Source organism: Pseudomonas sp. FP1740 (assembly GCF_030687165.1).
GTDB lineage: Bacteria > Pseudomonadota > Gammaproteobacteria > Pseudomonadales > Pseudomonadaceae > Aquipseudomonas.
Map to the genome: position 1 here is coordinate 3,813,663 of NZ_CP117461.1, position 18,707 is coordinate 3,832,369.

Annotated in this window: 14 protein-coding genes; 2 read left to right on the forward strand and 12 right to left on the reverse strand. The window is 62.8% G+C overall.

The genetic code is table 11. The annotated features are described in order from the left end of the window. Positions 1 to 2: 2 nt before the first annotated feature. From PSH69_RS17055 to PSH69_RS17075, 5 genes are all read right to left on the reverse strand, one after another. Positions 3 to 716: a GntR family transcriptional regulator gene (locus PSH69_RS17055; protein ID WP_305409179.1), complete on the reverse strand. Its 714-nt coding sequence runs from the start codon at positions 714 to 716 to the stop codon at positions 3 to 5. A 77-nt stretch (positions 717 to 793) separates the two neighbouring features. Next, on the reverse strand, positions 794 to 2,035 hold the full coding sequence (locus PSH69_RS17060; RefSeq protein ID WP_305409180.1) for a thiolase family protein: 1,242 nt from the start codon (positions 2,033 to 2,035) through the stop codon (positions 794 to 796). Further along, complete coding sequence (locus tag PSH69_RS17065; RefSeq protein WP_305409181.1) at positions 2,032 to 3,915, reverse strand: feruloyl-CoA synthase; 1,884 nt, start codon at positions 3,913 to 3,915, stop codon at positions 2,032 to 2,034. The genes PSH69_RS17060 and PSH69_RS17065 overlap by 4 nt, the downstream gene beginning before the upstream one ends. Positions 3,916 to 4,058: 143 nt before the next feature. Beyond that, positions 4,059 to 5,507 carry an aldehyde dehydrogenase gene (locus tag PSH69_RS17070; protein ID WP_305409182.1) on the reverse strand — a complete coding sequence of 483 codons (1,449 nt, stop codon included), beginning with the start codon at positions 5,505 to 5,507 and terminating at the stop codon, positions 4,059 to 4,061. Between the two features lie 129 nt (positions 5,508 to 5,636). After that, positions 5,637 to 6,467, reverse strand: coding sequence for a p-hydroxycinnamoyl CoA hydratase/lyase (locus tag PSH69_RS17075; RefSeq protein WP_305409183.1), 831 nt, complete (start codon positions 6,465 to 6,467; stop codon positions 5,637 to 5,639). A 212-nt stretch (positions 6,468 to 6,679) separates the two neighbouring features. On the opposite strand from PSH69_RS17075, the gene PSH69_RS17080 reads away from it, so the two are divergent. Beyond that, positions 6,680 to 7,168 carry a MarR family winged helix-turn-helix transcriptional regulator gene (locus PSH69_RS17080; RefSeq protein ID WP_018927890.1) on the forward strand — a complete coding sequence of 163 codons (489 nt, stop codon included), beginning with the start codon at positions 6,680 to 6,682 and terminating at the stop codon, positions 7,166 to 7,168. 6 nt (positions 7,169 to 7,174) lie between these two features. Here PSH69_RS17080 and PSH69_RS17085 read toward each other — a convergent pair whose 3' ends face one another. Then, a complete protein-coding gene (locus tag PSH69_RS17085; RefSeq protein WP_305409184.1) occupies positions 7,175 to 8,485 on the reverse strand; it encodes an OprD family porin in 1,311 nt (436 codons plus the stop codon). 332 nt (positions 8,486 to 8,817) lie between these two features. Here PSH69_RS17085 and mhpT point away from each other — a divergent pair, with 332 nt between their 5' ends. Then, entirely contained in the window at positions 8,818 to 10,044 is a 1,227-nt protein-coding gene (gene mhpT / locus PSH69_RS17090) for a 3-(3-hydroxy-phenyl)propionate transporter MhpT (protein WP_018927888.1), read from the forward strand. A 205-nt stretch (positions 10,045 to 10,249) separates the two neighbouring features. On the opposite strand, the gene PSH69_RS17095 is transcribed toward mhpT, so the two are convergent. The 6 genes from PSH69_RS17095 to PSH69_RS17120 all read right to left on the reverse strand — a co-directional run bounded on the left by PSH69_RS17095 (position 10,250) and on the right by PSH69_RS17120 (position 18,703). After that, entirely contained in the window at positions 10,250 to 11,710 is a 1,461-nt protein-coding gene (locus PSH69_RS17095; protein WP_305409185.1) for an amidase, read from the reverse strand. Between the two features lie 16 nt (positions 11,711 to 11,726). Further along, positions 11,727 to 12,974: an MFS transporter gene (locus tag PSH69_RS17100; RefSeq protein ID WP_305409186.1), complete on the reverse strand. Its 1,248-nt coding sequence runs from the start codon at positions 12,972 to 12,974 to the stop codon at positions 11,727 to 11,729. Between the two features lie 10 nt (positions 12,975 to 12,984). Further along, complete coding sequence (locus tag PSH69_RS17105) at positions 12,985 to 13,920, reverse strand: transporter (protein ID WP_138867365.1); 936 nt, start codon at positions 13,918 to 13,920, stop codon at positions 12,985 to 12,987. 78 nt (positions 13,921 to 13,998) lie between these two features. Continuing rightward, on the reverse strand, positions 13,999 to 14,982 hold the full coding sequence (locus PSH69_RS17110) for a helix-turn-helix domain-containing protein (protein WP_096480362.1): 984 nt from the start codon (positions 14,980 to 14,982) through the stop codon (positions 13,999 to 14,001). A gap of 144 nt (positions 14,983 to 15,126) precedes the next feature. Further along, a complete protein-coding gene (locus PSH69_RS17115) occupies positions 15,127 to 17,550 on the reverse strand; it encodes an RND family transporter (RefSeq protein ID WP_305409187.1) in 2,424 nt (807 codons plus the stop codon). Positions 17,551 to 17,602: 52 nt separating this feature from the next. Continuing rightward, positions 17,603 to 18,703 carry a YCF48-related protein gene (locus tag PSH69_RS17120; protein WP_305409188.1) on the reverse strand — a complete coding sequence of 367 codons (1,101 nt, stop codon included), beginning with the start codon at positions 18,701 to 18,703 and terminating at the stop codon, positions 17,603 to 17,605. Positions 18,704 to 18,707 lie beyond the last annotated feature (4 nt).

Genomic DNA, 18,707 nt, shown 5'->3' on the forward strand with positions numbered 1-18,707 from the left:
GCTTATTCCGAGCGGAGAATGACCTTCATCCGCTCCTCGGCCGTCGCTGAGCCGAAGACCTCGGCGTAGCGCAACGTGGCGTTGGCGTGTTCGCGCATGATCGCTTCGGCACGCGCGCCCTGGCGGTTGACCAAGGCATCGAACACCGAATGGTGTTGCATGTGGGCATAGTTGAAGCGTCGGTATTCCCGGACCATGTCGTTGCGGTCCACAGCCAGGGCGGTCACCGAAGCGAAGGGCAAATGATCGTTGCGCGCCAGGGCATCGGCGATCGCCGGGTTGTGGCTGCCTTCGACGATCACCCGGTGAAAACGCATATTGAGGTCGTGATAGACCTCCAGGTCTTCTATGGTCACGTACCCTTTATCGAACAGCTGATCACCCTGCATCAGGCACTGTTCGAGGGTCGCCCGGGCTTCGTCCGAGAGCCCGCGCTCGGCGGTCTGACGCGCCGCCAGGCCTTCGAGTACGCCCCGTACTTCGACCGCACCGGCAATGTCATCGGGGCTGACCGAACGCACCTGAAACCCGCGCCCGCCAAAACGCACCAGCAAGCCTTCCTGCTCCAGCGTGCGGAACGCCATGCGCACCGGCATCCGCGAAACACCGAACAACTGCGCCGTGGGGATTTCCATCAACCGCTCGCCCGCCGCCAGCTCGCCCGAGGCGATCATCTTGCGCAATGCGACCAACACCGTTTGACCGGGCTTACTCATCCAGGCAACTTCCAGAAAGATGGGCCTGCATAGTAACGCAAGAGAGAGACGCCAGGTTTGGGCAGAGGTCGCGGTGTTCAGCCTTGATAGGCCGGGTTCTCGATCAGCAGCGCCATGCCCTGCCCGCCGCCGACACACGCGGCGGCAATGCCATAACGCAGATTACCCTCGCGCAGTTGCCTGGCCAGGGTCAGCACCAGACGCAACCCGCTGGCGGCCAAGGGATGCCCCAAGGCGATGGAGCCGCCCCGCCGGTTGAGGCGGTCGCCGTCCAGTTCAAGCACCTGCGCCACGGCCAGCACCTGTGCCGCCTGGGCCTCGTTGATTTCCAGCAAGCCGATGTCGTCAATGGCCAGGCCGCTGCGTTGCAGCAGCAACTGGATCGCCGGCGCCGGGCCGATGCCCATGAACTCCGGTGCCACGCCCACCACGGCACTGGCCAGCAAATGGGCCAACACCGGACGCCGCGCCGCAGAAGTTCGCCCCACCAGCGCGGCCGCCGCACCATCCACCACCGCGCAACTGTTGCCGGCCGTTTGCACCCCGCCGGCATGCACCGACCGCAACCGGCCCAAAGCGCTCAGGTCGGTAGGTCGCGGGTGGCTATCGTGCGTTACGCGGTCCACGCCCCGTGGCAACTGAATATTGCGTGGCTGATAGCCGGCCAACTCAAAACGCTCATTACCGATCGCTACCAGTTCCGGCTCGAACCAGCCGTCGGCTTGCGCCTGCAATGCCAGTTGATGACTGCGCAGAGCGTAGCGATCCACTTCGTCGCGGCTCAGGCCATGCCGCCGGGCCAGGTTGTCGGCGGTGGTGATCATGTCCACGCCCGGGGCCGGGTCGTAGAGGGCTTCCCAGAGAAAGTCCTTGAACGCCACCTCGGCGCCGAGCCGGAAACCACTGCGGTGGGTGTAAGCGGCAATCGGGTTGCGCGACATCGATTCGGCCGCCACACACAGGGCCAACTGCACACCGTCATCCAGCTGCCTGGCGGCCTGCCGCAAGAGTTCGAAACCGGTGGCACAGATGCGCTGCACCCCCAGCGCCGGAGTCTCTTGCGGCACGCCACTGTAGAGGCCGATATGTCGTGGCAGCAGGTAAGCATCGAAACTGGCCTGAGCCACGGAGCCGGCGAGCACACTGTCCACCGAGGACGGATCGAGAGCGGCGCGGGCCAATACCTCGCGCCCGACCTTGATCCCCAGATCGATCGGCGAGACCTGAGCCAAGGCCCCGCCAAGGTCGACCCAAGGCGTGCGCAGGGCTTCGAAAATCGCCACATCGCTAAAGCTCGAATACTGCCCCGCGCCGTTCACGGCAGAGGTCCGGCACGCAGGATGGAAGGATCTTCACCGCGATACAGTGCCTCGACCTTGTCGGCACGCCACTGCAACACCGCACGCTGATTGATCGAGCCCTTGTCGGTGATTTCACCACGGTCGATGGAAGCAGGTTCGTCGAGCAGCGCGATCCATTCCAGGCGGCTGGCATTGCCGGTGGCGTCGCGGTTGAGCCGCTGCAGCCAATCGCCGAACCACTGACGCACCGGCGCGCTGGCCAGAACCTCGGCATCGCTGGCGTGGGTACTCAAACCCGCCAGACGTCGGCATTCGTACAATCGGGGAAAGACCAGCGCCCCGAGGCACTCGCGGTCCGGTGCGGCCACCACCAGGTCCTGAACATAGGGCGAACCTTCGAGCACCGCGCGATTGCGCAGCGGGCCGACGCTGACAAACACGCCGGAGCTGAGCTTGAAGTCCTCGGCGATGCGCCCGTCGAACATCAGCCCGAGTTGCGGATCACGGGGGTCAGCCAGTTTCAGCGCATCGCCAGAACAATAGAAACCCTGCTCGTCGAACACCTCGGCGGTCTGCAGCGGCGCACGCCAGTAACCGGGCATGATGTGCGGCCCGCGAAAACGCCCTTCCAGCTTGCCGTCCACCGGCACCAGCCGCACTTCGCAACCGGGTGCCGGCAGGCCGATGTAGCCGGCCATGGACAGCGGCCCGGTGGTGAACGTACAGGACGGCGACGCCTCGGTCATGCCGAGCCCGGCCATCATGCGAATGCGTTCGCCACAATGCTGTTCGGCGACCCTGTCCAGGCGATCCCAAACCCGTTGCGACAAACCGGCGGCAGCGAAAAAGAACAGCTTCATGCGCGAGAAGAAACGCTCGCGCAACTCGCCATCCTGCTCCAGAGCGTTGACCAGCTCTTCCCAGCCCTTGGGCACGGTCAGGTAGGCGGTGGGCGATATTTCCTTGAGGTTGCGCAGTGTTTCAGCAAAACCCTGAACGGTCGGCTTGCCGTCGTCCAGGTAAAAAGTGCCGCCGTTGTACAGCACGATGCCGACGTTGTGGCTGCCGCCGAAGGTGTGATTCCACGGCAGCCAGTCCACCAGCACCGGAGGTTCTTCGCCGAACACCGGGAAGGTTTGCAACAGCATCTGCTGGTTGGCGCAGAGCATGCGCTGGGTGGTGACCACCGCCTTGGGCAGTTTGGTGGAACCTGAGGTAAACAGGAATTTGGCGATGCTGTCCGGCCCGGTAGCCGTGAAGGCGCAATCGGCCTCGGCACCGCCGGGCCGTTCCAGCAGGCTGGCAAAACCCGCCTGACGGCGGCCCGGTACTTGGCCATGCACGGTAACCAGCGGCGTTTCGGCCGGCAGCACCGCGTCGATCGCCCGCTGATAGGTCGCGGCGTCGCTGACGAACACCAGCCCCGGTTGCAGCAGGTCGCAGACATGCCTCAGCTTGGCGAAATCCTGGGACAACAACGAATAGGCCGGGGAAATCGGACTATAGGGAATGCCGGCGTACATCGCGCCCAGGGCCATCTGCAAATGCTCGATGTCATTACCCGAGAGGATCGCCAGCGGTCGCTCGGCCGACAGACCATAAGTCAGCAGGCTCTGGGCAATGGCGCGGACGCTGGTCAGCATCTCGGCGTAACTCACCCGGCGCCAGTCGCCGCCCTCCTGGCGAGCGGCGACAAAGGTCTGTTGCGGGCGCACCCGGGCCCAATGCACCAGGCGATCGAGCAAGCGTACGGGCAACTCGGCCAAGGGTTCCAGGGAGCGCATATGCAATATGCCCTGCTCTTCGCTGACCTCGACCGCAGGACAGCCGATGGATACCTGGCGATAGCGTGGCGCACTGGCGTCGGCCTGGGGTGGCGATCTGAATTCGGAACTCACGTGCTTGTTCTCCATCAAGGCACGCCACCGGTCCGCTGCGAAGCAGTCAACTGGGGCATGGCAGCCTTGTTATTGTTATATCTGGCCTGCACGCGGGCGACGAGCGCTCTCAAGCGTACGTCGCCCGGCGCTGCGACAGCTGCTCAGATCGGGTAGTGCCGCGGTCCGTTCTGCAAGGTCACCCAGCGCAATTGGGTGAAGTGCTCGATGGACGCCTTGCCGCCAAAACTGCCATAGCCGCTGGACTTGACCCCACCGAACGGCATCTGCGCCTCGTCGTGCACGGTCGGGCCGTTGATGTGGCAGATGCCCGACTCGACTCGCTGGGCCAAGGCCAGCGCACGGCCGGTGTCTCGACTGAAGATCGCCGCCGACAAACCGAATTCGGAATCATTGGCCAGACGCAGCAGCTCTTCATCGCCCTCACCGCGCAGCACCACCGCCACCGGGCCAAAGGATTCTTCGCGGTACAGGCGCATGGCATCGGTGACGCTATCGAGCAAAGTCGGCTGCAGAATACTGCCCTCCAACCGGCCACCCGCGACCAGGGTTGCGCCCTTGTCGAGAGCATCGTCGATCATCAGTTTGATCCGTTCGCCGGCATTGCTGTCCACCAGGGAACCAAGCACCGAACCTTCCGCACTGGGGTTGCCGGCGGGCAAGGTGGCGATCTTCGCCGCCAGTTTGGCGACAAAGGCATCGGCCACCCTGGCATCGACGATCAGGCGCTCGGTGGACATGCAGATCTGTCCCTGGTTGAAGAAGGCACCGAAGGCTGCGGCCTCGACTGCCGCATCCAGGTCGGCATCTTCCAGCACCAGGAACGGCGCCTTGCCGCCCAGTTCCAGCAACGCCGGCTTGAGATGACGCACCGACAGTTCACCAACGATGCGCCCGACATGGGTCGAGCCGGTGAAGTTGACCCGACGCACCGCCGGGTTGGCGATCAACCGTTCGACAATCGCCGGGGCATCCTGGGGCGCGTTGCTGATGACGTTGACCACGCCGTCACCGAGGCCGGCGTCCTGTAACACCTGGCCAATCAGCCGGTGCACCGCCGGGCTCAACTCCGACGCCTTGAGCACCACGGTGTTGCCGCAGGCCAGCGGCATGGCGATGGCGCGGGTGGCGAGGATGACTGGGGCGTTCCACGGCGCGATGCCGAGCACCACGCCACACGGTTGACGCAGGGCCATGGCGAAGCTGCCGGGCACATCCGAAGGAATGACTTCGCCGGTGATCTGGGTGGTCATGGATGCCGCTTCACGCAGCATGTTCGACGCCAGATGCACATTGAAACCGTACCAGTTGGCCATGGCGCCGGTCTCACCGGCGGCGGCGACGAATTCCGCGCTGCGGGCCTGCAACTGCTCGGCGGCGCGCAGCAACCGGGTGCGTCGTTCATTGGGGGCCAGGGCCGCCCAGGTGGGGAATGCCGCTTTGGCCGCAGCCACGGCGGCGTCGGCATCTTCCAGGGTGGCGGCGGCAACCCGCGACACGATTTCGCCGGTCACCGGATTACGCCGTTCGAAGGTTCGACCGTCTCGGGCGGGGCACGACTGGCCGCCGATCAGCAGGGGCACGTCCAGCATGGTGATTCCTCTTTATTGTCTTTATCGGGAATACAGTCGAGGGGTTCACAGTAGCGCCTGGGCGCCGGGGCGAACAGCTGGCGGACGCTCGATCGCCCGGCCAGCTCGCCTTGTTCTCAACGCCAGGGCTCAGCGTTTGTAAGCCTGCAAACCGGGCTTGATGCTCTTGTCGTCGAGGAACTGCTTCATGCCCTGCTCGCGGCCACCTTCGGTGTCCAGAAGACGCGACTGATCGAGCTTGGCGTACAGGTAATCTTCGTTCTGCTCCCAGGTGAGTTCGCGGCAACGCTTGAAGCCGTGCTTGGCTGCGCGCAGCACCACCGGGTTTTTCTCCAGCAGGTTACGCGCCAGCTCGATCGTCACCTCACGCAGTTGCGACAGCGGCACGCTCTCGTTGACCAGGCCCATCTCGGCGGCTTTCTGCCCGCCGAAGGTCTTGCCGGTCATGATGTAGTACAGCGACTGGCGATGGCCCACGGTGTCAGCCATGGCCTTGCTCACCAGGTTGCCCGGCGGAATGCCCCAGTTGATTTCCGACAGGCCGAAAGTCGCTTCATCGGCGCAGATCGCCAGATCACAGGCCACCAGCGGGCTGAAACCGCCACCGAAGCACCAGCCGTTGACCATGGCGATGGTCGGCTTGGCGTACATGCGCAGCAGTTTCCATTGCCATTGAGAGGCTTCGCGGCGGATTTTTTCCTGAAGGATTTCCGGGCCGGCGTCCACTTCGCGGAAGTATTCCTTGAGGTCCATGCCTGCAGTCCAGGCTTCGCCCGCCCCCGTCAGCACCAGGACACCGGCGTCCGGATCCTGCTCCAGGGTTTCCAGAACGTCGATCATCTCGCGGTTCAGGGTCGGGCTCATGGCGTTGCGTTTTTCCGGACGGTTGAGGATGACCCAAGCGATGCCTTCCTCGATTTCCACTTTGACCGTTGTCCAGCGACCTTCGTAATTGCTCATGGCGATGCTCTCTTGTTCTTGGCTTGACGATGGGTAAAAACTAAACCGCAAATATAGTTATGTCAATTAACTATTAATAAAATTAACCGAGTTGTTTTCGTGCCTGAAACGGGCGCAGCGCCCATAAATCTGAAAGAGGTCGTGGCTATCCCCGGCCAATCTCGGCAAACTAGATAGCCTTCTTAACCGCCAGCCCGAGGATTCACCCTGCAATGGCCAAGTCTTCCAAGATTGCCGCCGCCCCCGAGGCGCCTGCCGACAGCCCCGAAACCCAGGCGTCGCTGGACGCAGCCCTCGACGACCTGATCGGTTACGCCATGCGCCGGGCGCAGCTGAAACTGTTCCAGAACCTGATTGGCCGGCTCTCGGCCCACGACTTGCGCCCGGCGCAGTTCTCGGCCCTGGCGATCATCGACCAGAACCCCGGGCTGATGCAGGCCGACCTGGCCAAGGCACTGGCCATCGAGCCACCGCAAGTGGTGCCGCTGCTCAATAAACTGGAAAGCCGGGCGCTGGCGGTGCGAGTGCGCTGCAAACCGGACAAACGCTCCTACGGGATTTTTCTCAGCAAGACCGGCGAAACCCTGCTCAAGGAGCTGAAACTGATCGCTGCCGAGAGCGACATGGATGCCACGTCCGCCCTCGACAGTCAGGAACGCGAAGAACTGCTCAGGTTGCTGAAGAAGGTCTATCAGGCCTGAAACGACTTACCAGATCGGCACGGTGTAGAGCACCAGAAAGCGGGTCTGGTTTTCATCGCGAAACGCCGCGCCGGTGGGGAAGTCATTGCGATAGATCGACTTGCGCGCCATCAGCCCGACGTTCTTCAGCGGGCCACTCTGGATCACATACCCCAGCTCCATCTGGAACTCCCGCTCCTTGCGGTCGTCGGCATTCAGCGCCGCCAGTTCGATATGGTCACCGCGCACATAACGCAGCCGGCTCTTCAGGCCGGGCACCCCGGCGGCGGCAAAGTCATAGTCGTAGATCGCCTGCCAGGTTCGCTCCTTGGCATTGAGAAAGTCCGAGCTCATGGTCAGCTCACTCATGCCCATCAACTCGGTGCCCGACACGTAAGGCGTCGCGGTGTCACCACTGGAGTGCATATAACCCAGGCTCAGGCGATGGCCGCCAAAGCGATAACCGAACAACGCCGAGAGGTTGCGGTTGTCCACCTTGCCGGCCTTGGCGCTGCCGTCCTCGTCGCTGAAAAAACTGCGCAAGTCAGTGGTCAACGTGCCCTCGCCCACCTGCAGCGTGTGCAGCAAGGCCAGGGTGTTCTGCTGATACAGATCCGCCACTTCGGCGTGATAGGCACGCAGGCTCAGATCCTTGTTCACCTGGTAATCGCCACCGACATAGGCCATGTGCGATGAGGTGGCCGCGCCGTTGAAACGCCGGTTCGGAGAGGCGATGCTCATCGGCTGGTAGTTGGTGGAGTCGCGCTTGTTGATGCGATCGATGTAACCAGTGTTGAAGGTCAGCCCGTCGATGTCCTTTGAACTGAGGGTGGTGCCGCGAAACGTCTGCGGCAGCAGCCGAGACGGACTGGCGAAAGCGAACGGCAGGAAGATCGACACATCGCCGGTCTTCACCGTGGTCTGAGCAAAACGCATCTTGGCGGTCATGGCCAGGCGCGAATACTCGTCCGCCGCACGCTTGTCACTGGCAGACACCGGCAACAACTCGGTGCCACTGCGGTCGGGCGACGAGTCCAGCTTGACGCCCATCAGGCCGCGAGCGTCCAGGCCAAAACCAACACTCCCCGGGGTAAAGCCCGACTCCATATTCATGATGAAACCCTGGGCCCATTCCCGGGCCGCGGTCTTCGCCCCGTCATCCTTGTAGTCCCGATCCAGGTAGTAATTGCGCAGGGTCAAGGTGCCGTGACTGTCATCGATAAAGCCTTCGGCCAGCGCCGGAGTGGCAATCACACTCAAACCCAACAGGGCCAGATGACGTGCGCGAACAGGTAAGGTTGAGATCGCCACGAGGGCGTCCCGAGGGAGATTTGGCATGTTCGATGTCCACTTATTGTTGTTGTTTTTTTGAACGGGATCGTCGGGTTGCCCCAAGGATCTCCGGTCAGAGAATGGAAACGCCTGAGAGTGGAGTCAATCCGCAATGACCGATAATCGAACATTAATATTATTATCTATTTTTTAAATACATCTTCCACCATATGTCATCACATTGATTTAAATGAAATTAATGGCATTTTTCAGAAAAAAATCTTGGACATTCATTTTTTAGTTATCTTTGTTAATCTTAATTTCAGCCTGCTATCGCCTCCAGCAATCAGGCTCGCGCTCCCCCGTAAACCCCAACAAAAACAATAATGAGGTTCGCCATGGACACCCCATCACGTCGCACGACGCTGACCATCGCCCTGTGTTTTATCGTTGCACTGATCGAAGGCTTCGACCTGCAAGCCGCCGGCACTGCCGCCGCGGGCCTGCGCCAGACCTTTGCCCTGGACCCGAAAATGATGGGCTGGGTATTCAGCGCCGGCATTATCGGTTTACTGCCGGGCGCCTTCTTCGGCGGCTGGATCGCCGATCGCATCGGCCGCAAGAAAATCCTCATCGGCGCCGTGCTGCTGTTCGGCGTGTTCTCCCTCAACACGGCCTATGTCAGCAGTTTTTCCGGCCTGCTGCTGGCGCGCTTCATGACGGGCCTGGGTCTGGGTGCCGCCCTGCCCAACCTGATCGCGCTGTGTGCCGAAGCCGTGGGTGAGCAACGTCGCGGCACCGCGATCAGCATCATGTATGCCGGCGTGCCGTTGGGCGGCGCGCTGGCGGCGGTGGTCGCCATGCTGTTTGCCGAGCATTGGCAGATGACCTTCATCATCGGTGGTCTCGTGCCCTTGCTGGTGGTGCCGTTGATGGTCCTGCTGCTGCCTGAGTCCAGCGCCTTTCGCCAGCAACAAGGCAGCGTCAACGTGGCGCGCGCGTCAACCGGCCAGGCGCTGTTCGGCGAAGACCGGACCCGCGTCACCCTGGCGTTGTGGCTGAGCTACTTCTTCACCCTGACCGTGATGTACATGCTGCTCAACTGGCTGCCATCGCTGTTGCTGGAACAGGGTTTCAGCAAACCCCAGGCAGGCCTGGTGCAGATGCTGTTCAACATTGGCGGCGCCCTCGGTTCCCTGCTCGGCGGGCTGCTGCTGGATCGCTGCAACGGCATCAAAGTGGTGCTGTTTGTCTACGCCGGGTTGCTGGCGGCGCTGGCTGGAGTTGGCCTGTCGGTGGGCATCGTCCCCATGGCCATCGCCGGCTTTTCCGCCGGGTTGTTTGTGATGGCCGCGCAGCTGGTGCTTTACGCCCTGGCACCGCCGTCGTACCCGACCTCGGTGCGCGCCACCGGCGTCGGCGCTGCGGTGGCGATCGGTCGCCTCGGATCAGTGGCCGGGCCCTTGGCCGCCGGGCAGATTCTGGCGGCCGGGGCTGGCACCACCGGAGTTTTGCTGGCGACCTCGCCCGGGCTGCTGATTGCAGCACTGGCGATCATCAGCGTGATTGCCCGCTCGGCCGAGCCGCCGTTGCGTACGGCGAACCCGATTGCGGATAAAACCTGACCGGGGCGCCCTCCTTGTAGCAGCTGCCGAGCCTGCGTGACCGCGTTCGGCCGTAGCAGCTGTCGAGCTTGCGAGGCTGCGTTCGGCTGCGAAGCAGTCGTCAAACCAGAACTTGCGGTACGTCTGGCAGACCGCATCAGCCGGATTCACGACTGCTGCGCAGCCGAACGCAGCCTCGCAGGCTCGGCAGCTGCTACCAATCGTGTTACGGCGTGGTGCGCAGGCACGCATTCACCGGCGGTACGCGCTGCCGCCAGGGCTGAGCCTGCTCCAGTTGCGCGGCCAGGCTCAGCAAGGTCGCCTCTTCGCCGAAGCGGCCTGCGAAGTGCGCGCCCATGGGCAAGCCTTGCGGGCTCCAGTGAAGCGGTACCGACATTGCCGGTTGCCCACTGGCATTGAACAACGCGGTAAACGGCGAGTAACTGTGGAAGCGCTCGATCAATTCATCGAGACTCAAGCGGTCGTCCCGCAGGTCCAGCTCGCCGATCGGTACCGGTTCACGGGTCAGGGTCGGGCTGAGGATCAGGTCGTAATCCTGCATGAACAGCGCCAGTTGCCGGCCCAGGGCATGAATCCACTCCACCGCTGCCGCGTATTGCGCGCCACTGACCCCGCCCTTGTCGCGCAGAATGATCCGCGTGCGGGCTTCCAGCTCCTCGGGCTGTACAGGCGCGCCACGCAATTGGCCCAACAGGTCGACGTAGTTTCGCGTGCTGGCACCGATGATAGTGAACACCTGGTCAAGAAACTCAGGCAGCACCACCGGTAACCGGGCGGGTTCTACCCGATGCCCCAGCGACTCACACAGGCTCGCAGCCTGACGCACCGCCTCCAGGCTTTGTGTGGAAGTCGGCCAAGACCCGATCTGCTCCACCAGGGCGATACGCAATGGCTGCGGAGTCTGTTGTACAGCAGTCACATACGGTTGCGCCGACAGCGGCGCAGCATAGGGCGCACCCAAATCGATTCCCGCCGTGGCGTCGAGCAAAGCCGCGCTGTCACGTACCGATAAGGTGATGCAGTGGTTGGTGCCCATGCCCGCCCAGCCCTCGCCTATCATTGGCCCGGAGGGCAGCAAACCACGGCTGGGTTTGAGGCCGAAGACTCCGCAGCAGGACGCCGGCACCCGCAACGAACCGCCGCCATCATTGCCATGGGCAAACGGCACCACACGCGCCGCCACCAGGGCCGCCGCCCCGCCGCTGGAGCCGCCGGCGCTGTGCTCGGTGTTCCACGGATTGCGGGTGGCGCCGAAACGTGTCGACTCGGTGGAATAGGATGTGCCGAACTCTGGTGCCGTGCTGGTGCCGACGATCAGGCAACCGGCGCGGCGCAGGCGGATCACCACCTCGGATTCGAAATCGGCGCGGGCCCCGCCCAGCGCCAGCGAACCATTGGTCATTGCGGCACCCTGCACCGGCGCGAACAGGTCCTTGATCAAGGTCGGCACACCGGCAAACAGTCCGTCCCGAACCTGAGGTTCGAGCGCTGCCTCGCGGGCCTTGTCGTAGAGCCGCTCGGCCACTGCGTTGAGTTGCGGTTCAACCCGCTCCAGTCGCTCGATCACTGCGTCGACCAGCTCCACGGGCTGCACTTCACCACGCCTGACCCAAGCGGCCAGGCCGGTGGCGTCTTCCTTGTCCAACAACTGATGGATGTCTTGCATGTTTGATACTCCGGATCTATTTCAATGACGAATGGGTGGATGGCACGGAAGAGTTCGAGCGGCGGCGCGATAACCCGGCGATCGCCCAAAGCAACGCGGCAGCAAGACTGGCAAAGGCCAGCCATTCGATGGCGTGACGCAGGTCGCCGGCAAACGCGCCGAGCATCGCCACCACCAAGGGGCTGACGAACTGACCGAAATACAGGCACGCGGTGAAGCCTCCCAATCCCCGACCACGGGTTCGAGCACTCAAGGCCTCCATCATCGGCGCCATGACATTGGGCACCAGCAATCCCGCGCCCAGGCCATGGATCACCACCGCCAACACCACTTGGTTGTAGCTTTGCCCGCGCATCAGCAACCACAACCCGAGCGCCAACAACAGCAGCAACACCGCATTGGTGCCGGCGATCCCCAAGCGTCGACGCAGCAGCGGCCAGGCCAGGGAACCGCCCAGGGTGGCCAGCAGGCTCAAGCCGGCGGACAGGCCAATCAGGGTGCTGGATGTGACCCCGAGACCCACCAGCAAAATGGGCGTCTGTACCGGCACCACAAAGCTCAGCACCATGCCCGCGAGGATCAGCAGATAACCCAACACCAGCGGCAGAATCGCCACCCGCTCCGGTCCCTGAACCTCAACGGACGGCTGCGTACGAACCGGCTCCCAGAGCACCTTCATCATGGCCGGCACCAGCAGCAGCGGCAGCAAATAGAGGAGGAACGGCAAGCGCCAGGAGTGCTCGCCCAAAGCGCCACCAACGACGAAGAACAACGCACCGACCAAACCGATGGTGACCACCTGACGATTGATGTAGCGCAAGCGTTCCTCGCCCTGCCAATAGTCGCCGATCAGGGTCGCGCAACAGGTCATCACCGCCGCCTCGGCCACCCCGAACAGCAGGCGCACGGCGACGATGGACTGCAGATCTCCCAGCACCGCCGGCAACGCGCCGAGCAAGGCATAGAGCAAGGTGGCGATCACCAGCAACGCCTTGCGCCCGACTCGATCGGCGAGCCAACCGGCCAAGGGCGCGCACAGCGCAATCGCCAGCGCCGGTCCGGTGACCGCCAGTGGCACCAGCAGGTCGGCCCGGGAAGTGAGCGGCCCGAACTCGGCACCGAGTTTGGGCAGGATCGGCGCGATCATCACCGAGCCCATGATGGTCAGGCTGCTGCCCAGCACCAGCACCAGCCCTTCGCGGCGTCCCGTGGCCTGACGCACGACAGGCGTCGCCAGGGTTGAAGCGCAATGCACAGAAGTCATGGTCCGGTCCTCAGAAACTTTGGGAAACGCGCAAGGCGACGGTGTAGCCTTCGGCGCGGTTGCTCGCGCCCTGCTCTTTGTAGAGGTGCAGCCAGACCGGCGGCAGGCCCGGTTTGACGTAGCTCACCGCTGGTCCCACAGCCAGCACCCTGGCGCGATTGCCACTCGTCAGGCCCGGGGCGTCGTCATCGGTGAACTGACGGTAGTAGTACCCGCCGATACCGGCGGTCCAGGGGCCGAAGTGCTGGCCCACGGCGAACTCATGCCGGTACTCCACGCCGTTCTTGTAGTCAGTGGCAGGGTTGCGCGTGTTGATGTCCACCTCGAAGCTCGATGACACCTCGAAGCCGGTGTCACTGATGTAAGTGGCATTGACGATGGGGGAAAAAGTCCAGTGATTGAGCCCGGGGGAAATCAGCCGGTTCTTGTCGTAGTCGCCGGTGGGGGCCTGGATCTGAAACTGGGTGTTGACGAACAGGTTGGGCGACAGGTTCCACTGCAGGATCAGCGGCAGAAACTGCACGTCTGCCAGGCGGAACGGATCGGCCTCAAGCTTCAACGGACCGCCCGGCGTCGGCACCTCCAGGGAAGCATCCATCTTGAAGAAAGGCACCACCGTGCCGAAACCGTATTGGGCACCGAGGACGCTGTAGTCCGTCATGCGCATATAGGCCAGGCCGATGGACAGCACGTCCAGGGAGAGATTGTTGTCCAGAGAACGACCGTGGCGGTCCTTCTGCACGTTGGCCGAATAGTAGGCCGTGCGCAGGCCCAGGGTGCCGAATGGCGTGGCCGGCGGCATCATCCCGGCGCCGAAGTCATAGACGCCTACCGCGGTGGTCGGCGCTCCGTTTTCAGTGGCCTGTGCTCCGGCGCACAGGCCGAACAGCCCCAGGGTAAACACAGTGACGCGGCTGATGCCTGAGTTGTTGTTCTTGTGATTCATCGAATGCCCCTCCCAACCAAATGGTGTGGGCCATCCTAGTAACGACTCCGGTAGGCGGGTTATCCGTTTTCAGCACAGTTAATGGCGACGCAAGGTCTGTGAGGGCGTCTCTCCGAACAGTGTGCGGTAATCGCTGGCAAAGCGACTCAGGTGCCAGAAGCCCCAACGCGCCGCCACCTCTTGCACCCCATGTTCATGGGGGCTGTCACGCAGTTCACGACGCACTGCATTGAGGCGCAACGCCCTTAAATACGCCACCGGATTGATACCCAGGGTTTCCTGGAAACAGTACTGGAGTTTGCGTCGGCTGGCACCGATGTGATTGCACAGATCGAGGATCGACAATGGTTCGTCCAGATGCCCCAACGCGTATTCCCTGGCACGATCGACCATGCGTTTGCGCGCCGTCGGGTTAAGGGGCGCGGCCTGATCCGGCGCGACCAGCTCCAGCAGTTGCACCATCACGGCATCGCGAATGCCATGACGGATCGCCTCATAGCCCAGCAGGCTGTCGTGGCCTTGATCGGCAGCGGCCAGCTCGTCGAACAGCGCCGCCAACTCAGCCTGCACCGAGGAAGCCCCCAGACGGTAACACTTGGGAAGATCGGTAATTTGAAACCGGGCGCCCTGGCGCTCCAGCACATGTTCAAGGGCCTGGACATCAACCGCCACCCCCAACAGATCCAGATGTTCGGGCGTGCGCAGATCGGGCAAGTGATCACCATGGGCCACCAACAGGCTCGCCTCATGAATCGGATGCCCCGCACAAAACACCGCCCCCTGAGCGCTCAGCGGCACGCTGAAGGTGATGGCTCCCTTCCAGGCGCTGCCACTCTTGAGCATCGCCTGATTAGAGCGGTCGCGCGCCAGTTGCATCCATCCGGCGCGAAACTCGATCAACTCGCCTTCAAAGCGCCCGGGCGTCAGCTGGTCATAGCGTACCTGCCAGCCGTCCATGTTCTGTGCGTGCTGATCGATGTCGTTGGTGCGATAACGATGAATCGCCGCAGTCATGTCCGGCGTACCGGTGGCGCCTTCCACGCTAGGGTTATTGTTATTCATGGACCTTTCCTGTTGGGCACACAAGTCTTGCAGACTGTTGGGGAGGCAAGTTCCATTCCGCCGTAACAGGCATTGGCGTAATTGTGCCGAAAACGGCTAGTCGGTCCTCACTGTCCCCGTCCTCGTGTAGCGCTTGCCGAGTCCTCAGCCCTCCTTGACCAACAGCCCATGCCGGCTGGCTTCAGGCTTTTTTGCGAAGACCTTCTGCGGCAGCAGCAGCCAGGCCAGGGCCGGCAGCAGGATCAGGGCGCCGAGCATGTTCACCAGGAACATGAACGCCAGCAGAATCCCCATGTCGGCCTGGAACTTGATCGGTGAGAACGCCCAGGTCGACACTGCGACCGCCAGGGTCATGCCGGTCAGCAACACCACTTTGCCGGTGAACAGCAGCGCCTGGTAATACGCCTGTGCCAGGGTGTCGCCGGCACGCATGCGGGCCAGAATCACACTCAAGACGTAGAGCGCGTAGTCGATGCCAATGCCCACGCCCAGTGCGATTACCGGCAGGGTCGCGACTTTGATCCCCATGCCCAGCCCCACCATCAGCGCCTCGCACAGAATCGAGGTGAGCATCAGCGGCAGCATCGCGCAAAGGGTTGCGCGCCAGCTGCGGAAGGTCAGCAGGCACAACAGGCTGACCGCGCCGTAGACCCAGAACAGCATCTCGCGCATGGATTTTTTCACCACGATATTGGTCGCGGCCTCGATCCCGGCGCTGCCGGCGGCCAGCATGAATTTGACCTCTGGCACCTGATGCTCGCTGATGAATTTCTCGCTGGCCTGCACCACCCGATTCAGGGTATCGGCCTTGTGATCGGCCAGGTAAACGTACAGCGACAACATCGAGCAGCCCTGATTGAACAGCTCCCGCGGAGCACGGGTTTGCACGGCGCCCAGCGCACCGTCATTGGGGATCAGCTCATACCATTTGAAGTTTCCTTCGTTGTAACCGGCCGTGGCGATTTTGCTCAGCGCCGCCATCGAGGTGGTCGACTCCACACCGGGCAATTGCTCCAGCCGCCAGGCCAACGCATCCACTGCCGACAGGCTCGCGTAACGGGTGCACTGATCTTCCGGAGTCTTGATCATGACCACGAAAATATCCGAGCTGGCCGCATAGTTCTGGGTCATGAACAGCGCGTCGCGGTTGTAGCGCGAGTCAGCCCGCAACTCCGGAGCGCCGGGGTCGAGATCGCCGATCTTCAGGTGCAGGCTCACGGCAAAACCGAACGCTGCCAGCAGCAGAGCGCCCAGCATGGCGCCCATGGCCCAGCGCCGTTGGGTGAACAAATCGAGCACGCGCCACAACGGATGCTTGATCTGTGCCTGCAGTTCGGCGTTTTCCGAACTCAGGCTGCGTTGCGCCGCTGCCGGGCTGACACCGATATAGCTGAGCAGGATCGGCAACAGAATCAGGTTGGTGAAGATCAGCACCGCCACACCGAGGCTGGCGGTGATCGCCAGATCCTGAATCACCCGGATATTAATCAGCAGCAACACCGCGAAGCCCACCGCATCACAGAGCAAGGCGGTCATGCCGGCCGCGAACAGTCGGCGGAAGGTATAACGCGCGGCCACCACCCGGTGGGTGCCGCGACCGACGTCCTGCATGATGCCGTTCATCTTTTGCGCGCCGTGGCTCATGCCGATGGCGAACACCAGAAACGGCACCAGCGCCGAGTACGGGTCCAATTCATAACCGAGGATGGCGAGCAGACCCAGCTGCCAGAGCACCGCCACCAGCGAACACGTCACCACCACCAGGGTGCTGCGCGCGCAGCGGGTATAGCCAAACAGCACCAACACCGTCACCAGTACCGCCACCACGAAGAACAGAAGCACCTGGGTCAGTCCCTCGATCAGGTCGCCGACGATCTTGGTGAAACCGGTGATATGAATTCGCAGGTCGTCGCTCTGGTACTTGTCCCGCAGGGCTTCCAGTTGCCGGGAAAACTCGCCGTAGTCCAGGGCCTTGCCGGTCTGCGGACTGATGTCCAGCAACGGCACGAAAATCACGCTGGACTTGAAGTTGCCGGCCACCAATTGACCGATCTCACCGGAACGCGCGACGTTGGTCCGCACCTGTTCGATACTGGCCGCCGAGCCATCGTAGTCGTCGGGGATCACGGTGCCGCCATCGAGCCCCTCCTCGGTCACGGCGGTCCAGCGCGTGGTCGGGGTCCATAACGATTTCATGTAGGGCCGGTCGACACCCGGCAGCAGATAGAGCTCATCGTTGAGCCTGGCCAGGGTGTCGAGATAGTCCTTGGTGAAAATGCTGCCTTGTTTGACCTCCACGGCGATCCGCAGCGAGTTGCCCAGGCCGCTCAACTCACTGCGATTCTCCAGGAAGTTGGCGACATAGGGATGCCCCGTGGGAATGGTTTTCTCATAACTGGCATTGATGCCGATGCGCGTGGCTTGCCAGCCGAGCACCAGCGTCACCAGCAGACACAGCAGGATCACCAGCGGTCGATGGTTGAAGATCGCCCGCTCGGCGAAGTTGCCCGACGCCTGGTCGAAGTCTGCCAGGCGGCCGATCACGGTTTGGGTTTTGTCGTCTTTCAAGTCTGACTCCTGTTGCACGGGCCGTGGCCCGATAGCGCTGCACCGTGAAGATTCAAGGTTTGGCGGAGGCCCGTGGATCCTGGTCAGCGGCCACACCGTTCAAACCGACGCTGGCCAGACTGCCATCGACCGCCTGTTGCACGGCCGCGACAGTCCCGCCGCTGCGGCTCTGGCGTTTGTCGAAGCTACGACCCTGGTCATGGCTGAATAAAAGCTCGCCGCCCTGGCTGGCTAACAGCAGGCTGCCATCGCGCAGTTCGATGGCGCTCGACAGTGTTGATTCGATGCCGGTGTCGAGGCGTCGCCAACTGCCGCCACGGTCATCGGACCACCAGGCGTTACCGCGCAAACCATAGGCAATCAAGGCGCCGCCGCGAGTGCCGAGCAGGCCGAAAAAGCTGCCTTCATAAGGTGACTTCAAGGCCTGGAATGAATGCCCGGCATCGGTCGAACGCAACAGCAAACCGCGCTCCCCCACCAGCAGCAGATCGTTGCCCGAGACGCGAATGCCATACAGGTTCAAGCCCTGCGGATTGTCCACATGCTGCATCCACGGCTGCCAGCTTCGCCCACCGTCGTCGGTGCGGTAGATCTGGTTATAGGCGCCAACGACGTAGCCATGCAGGCGGTCACTGAAGTACAGGTCGAGGAACGGTTTGTCCGGTCCGTCGTCGAGCATCTGCCGTGTCTGCGCCAGGTTGCCGGCGCCGCCCGGTTGATTGGCATCGCGCTCAGCGGCCTGCACCGCCAGCGCGGCGGCGCGTTCGCCGTCGAGTTGCTTGTGCCAGGTTTCACCGCCGTCCTCGGTGTGCAACACCACGCCCAGATGACCGATCGCCCAACCCTGCTCGGCATCGACGAACTGCACCGCCGTCAGGCTGACGCTGACCGGCACACTGGCCTGGCGCCAATTTCTTCCAGCGTCATCCGAAAGCAGTACGATCCCGCGCTCGCCGACCGCCACTAGTCGCTCGCCGGCCCGGGTCAGCCCAAGCAATGCCGCGCGCTGGGCCTTGGCGGTCGGCAGTGCCGGCTGCTGCAGCACTGCAAACGTGCTCGCCTGGGCGTCGCACACACACGCCATCAAACCCAATGCCAGGACGCAGGCGCCCCGGCGCAGGCCGAAGCCCGCATAGCGTTTTTGCACCATCATGTCG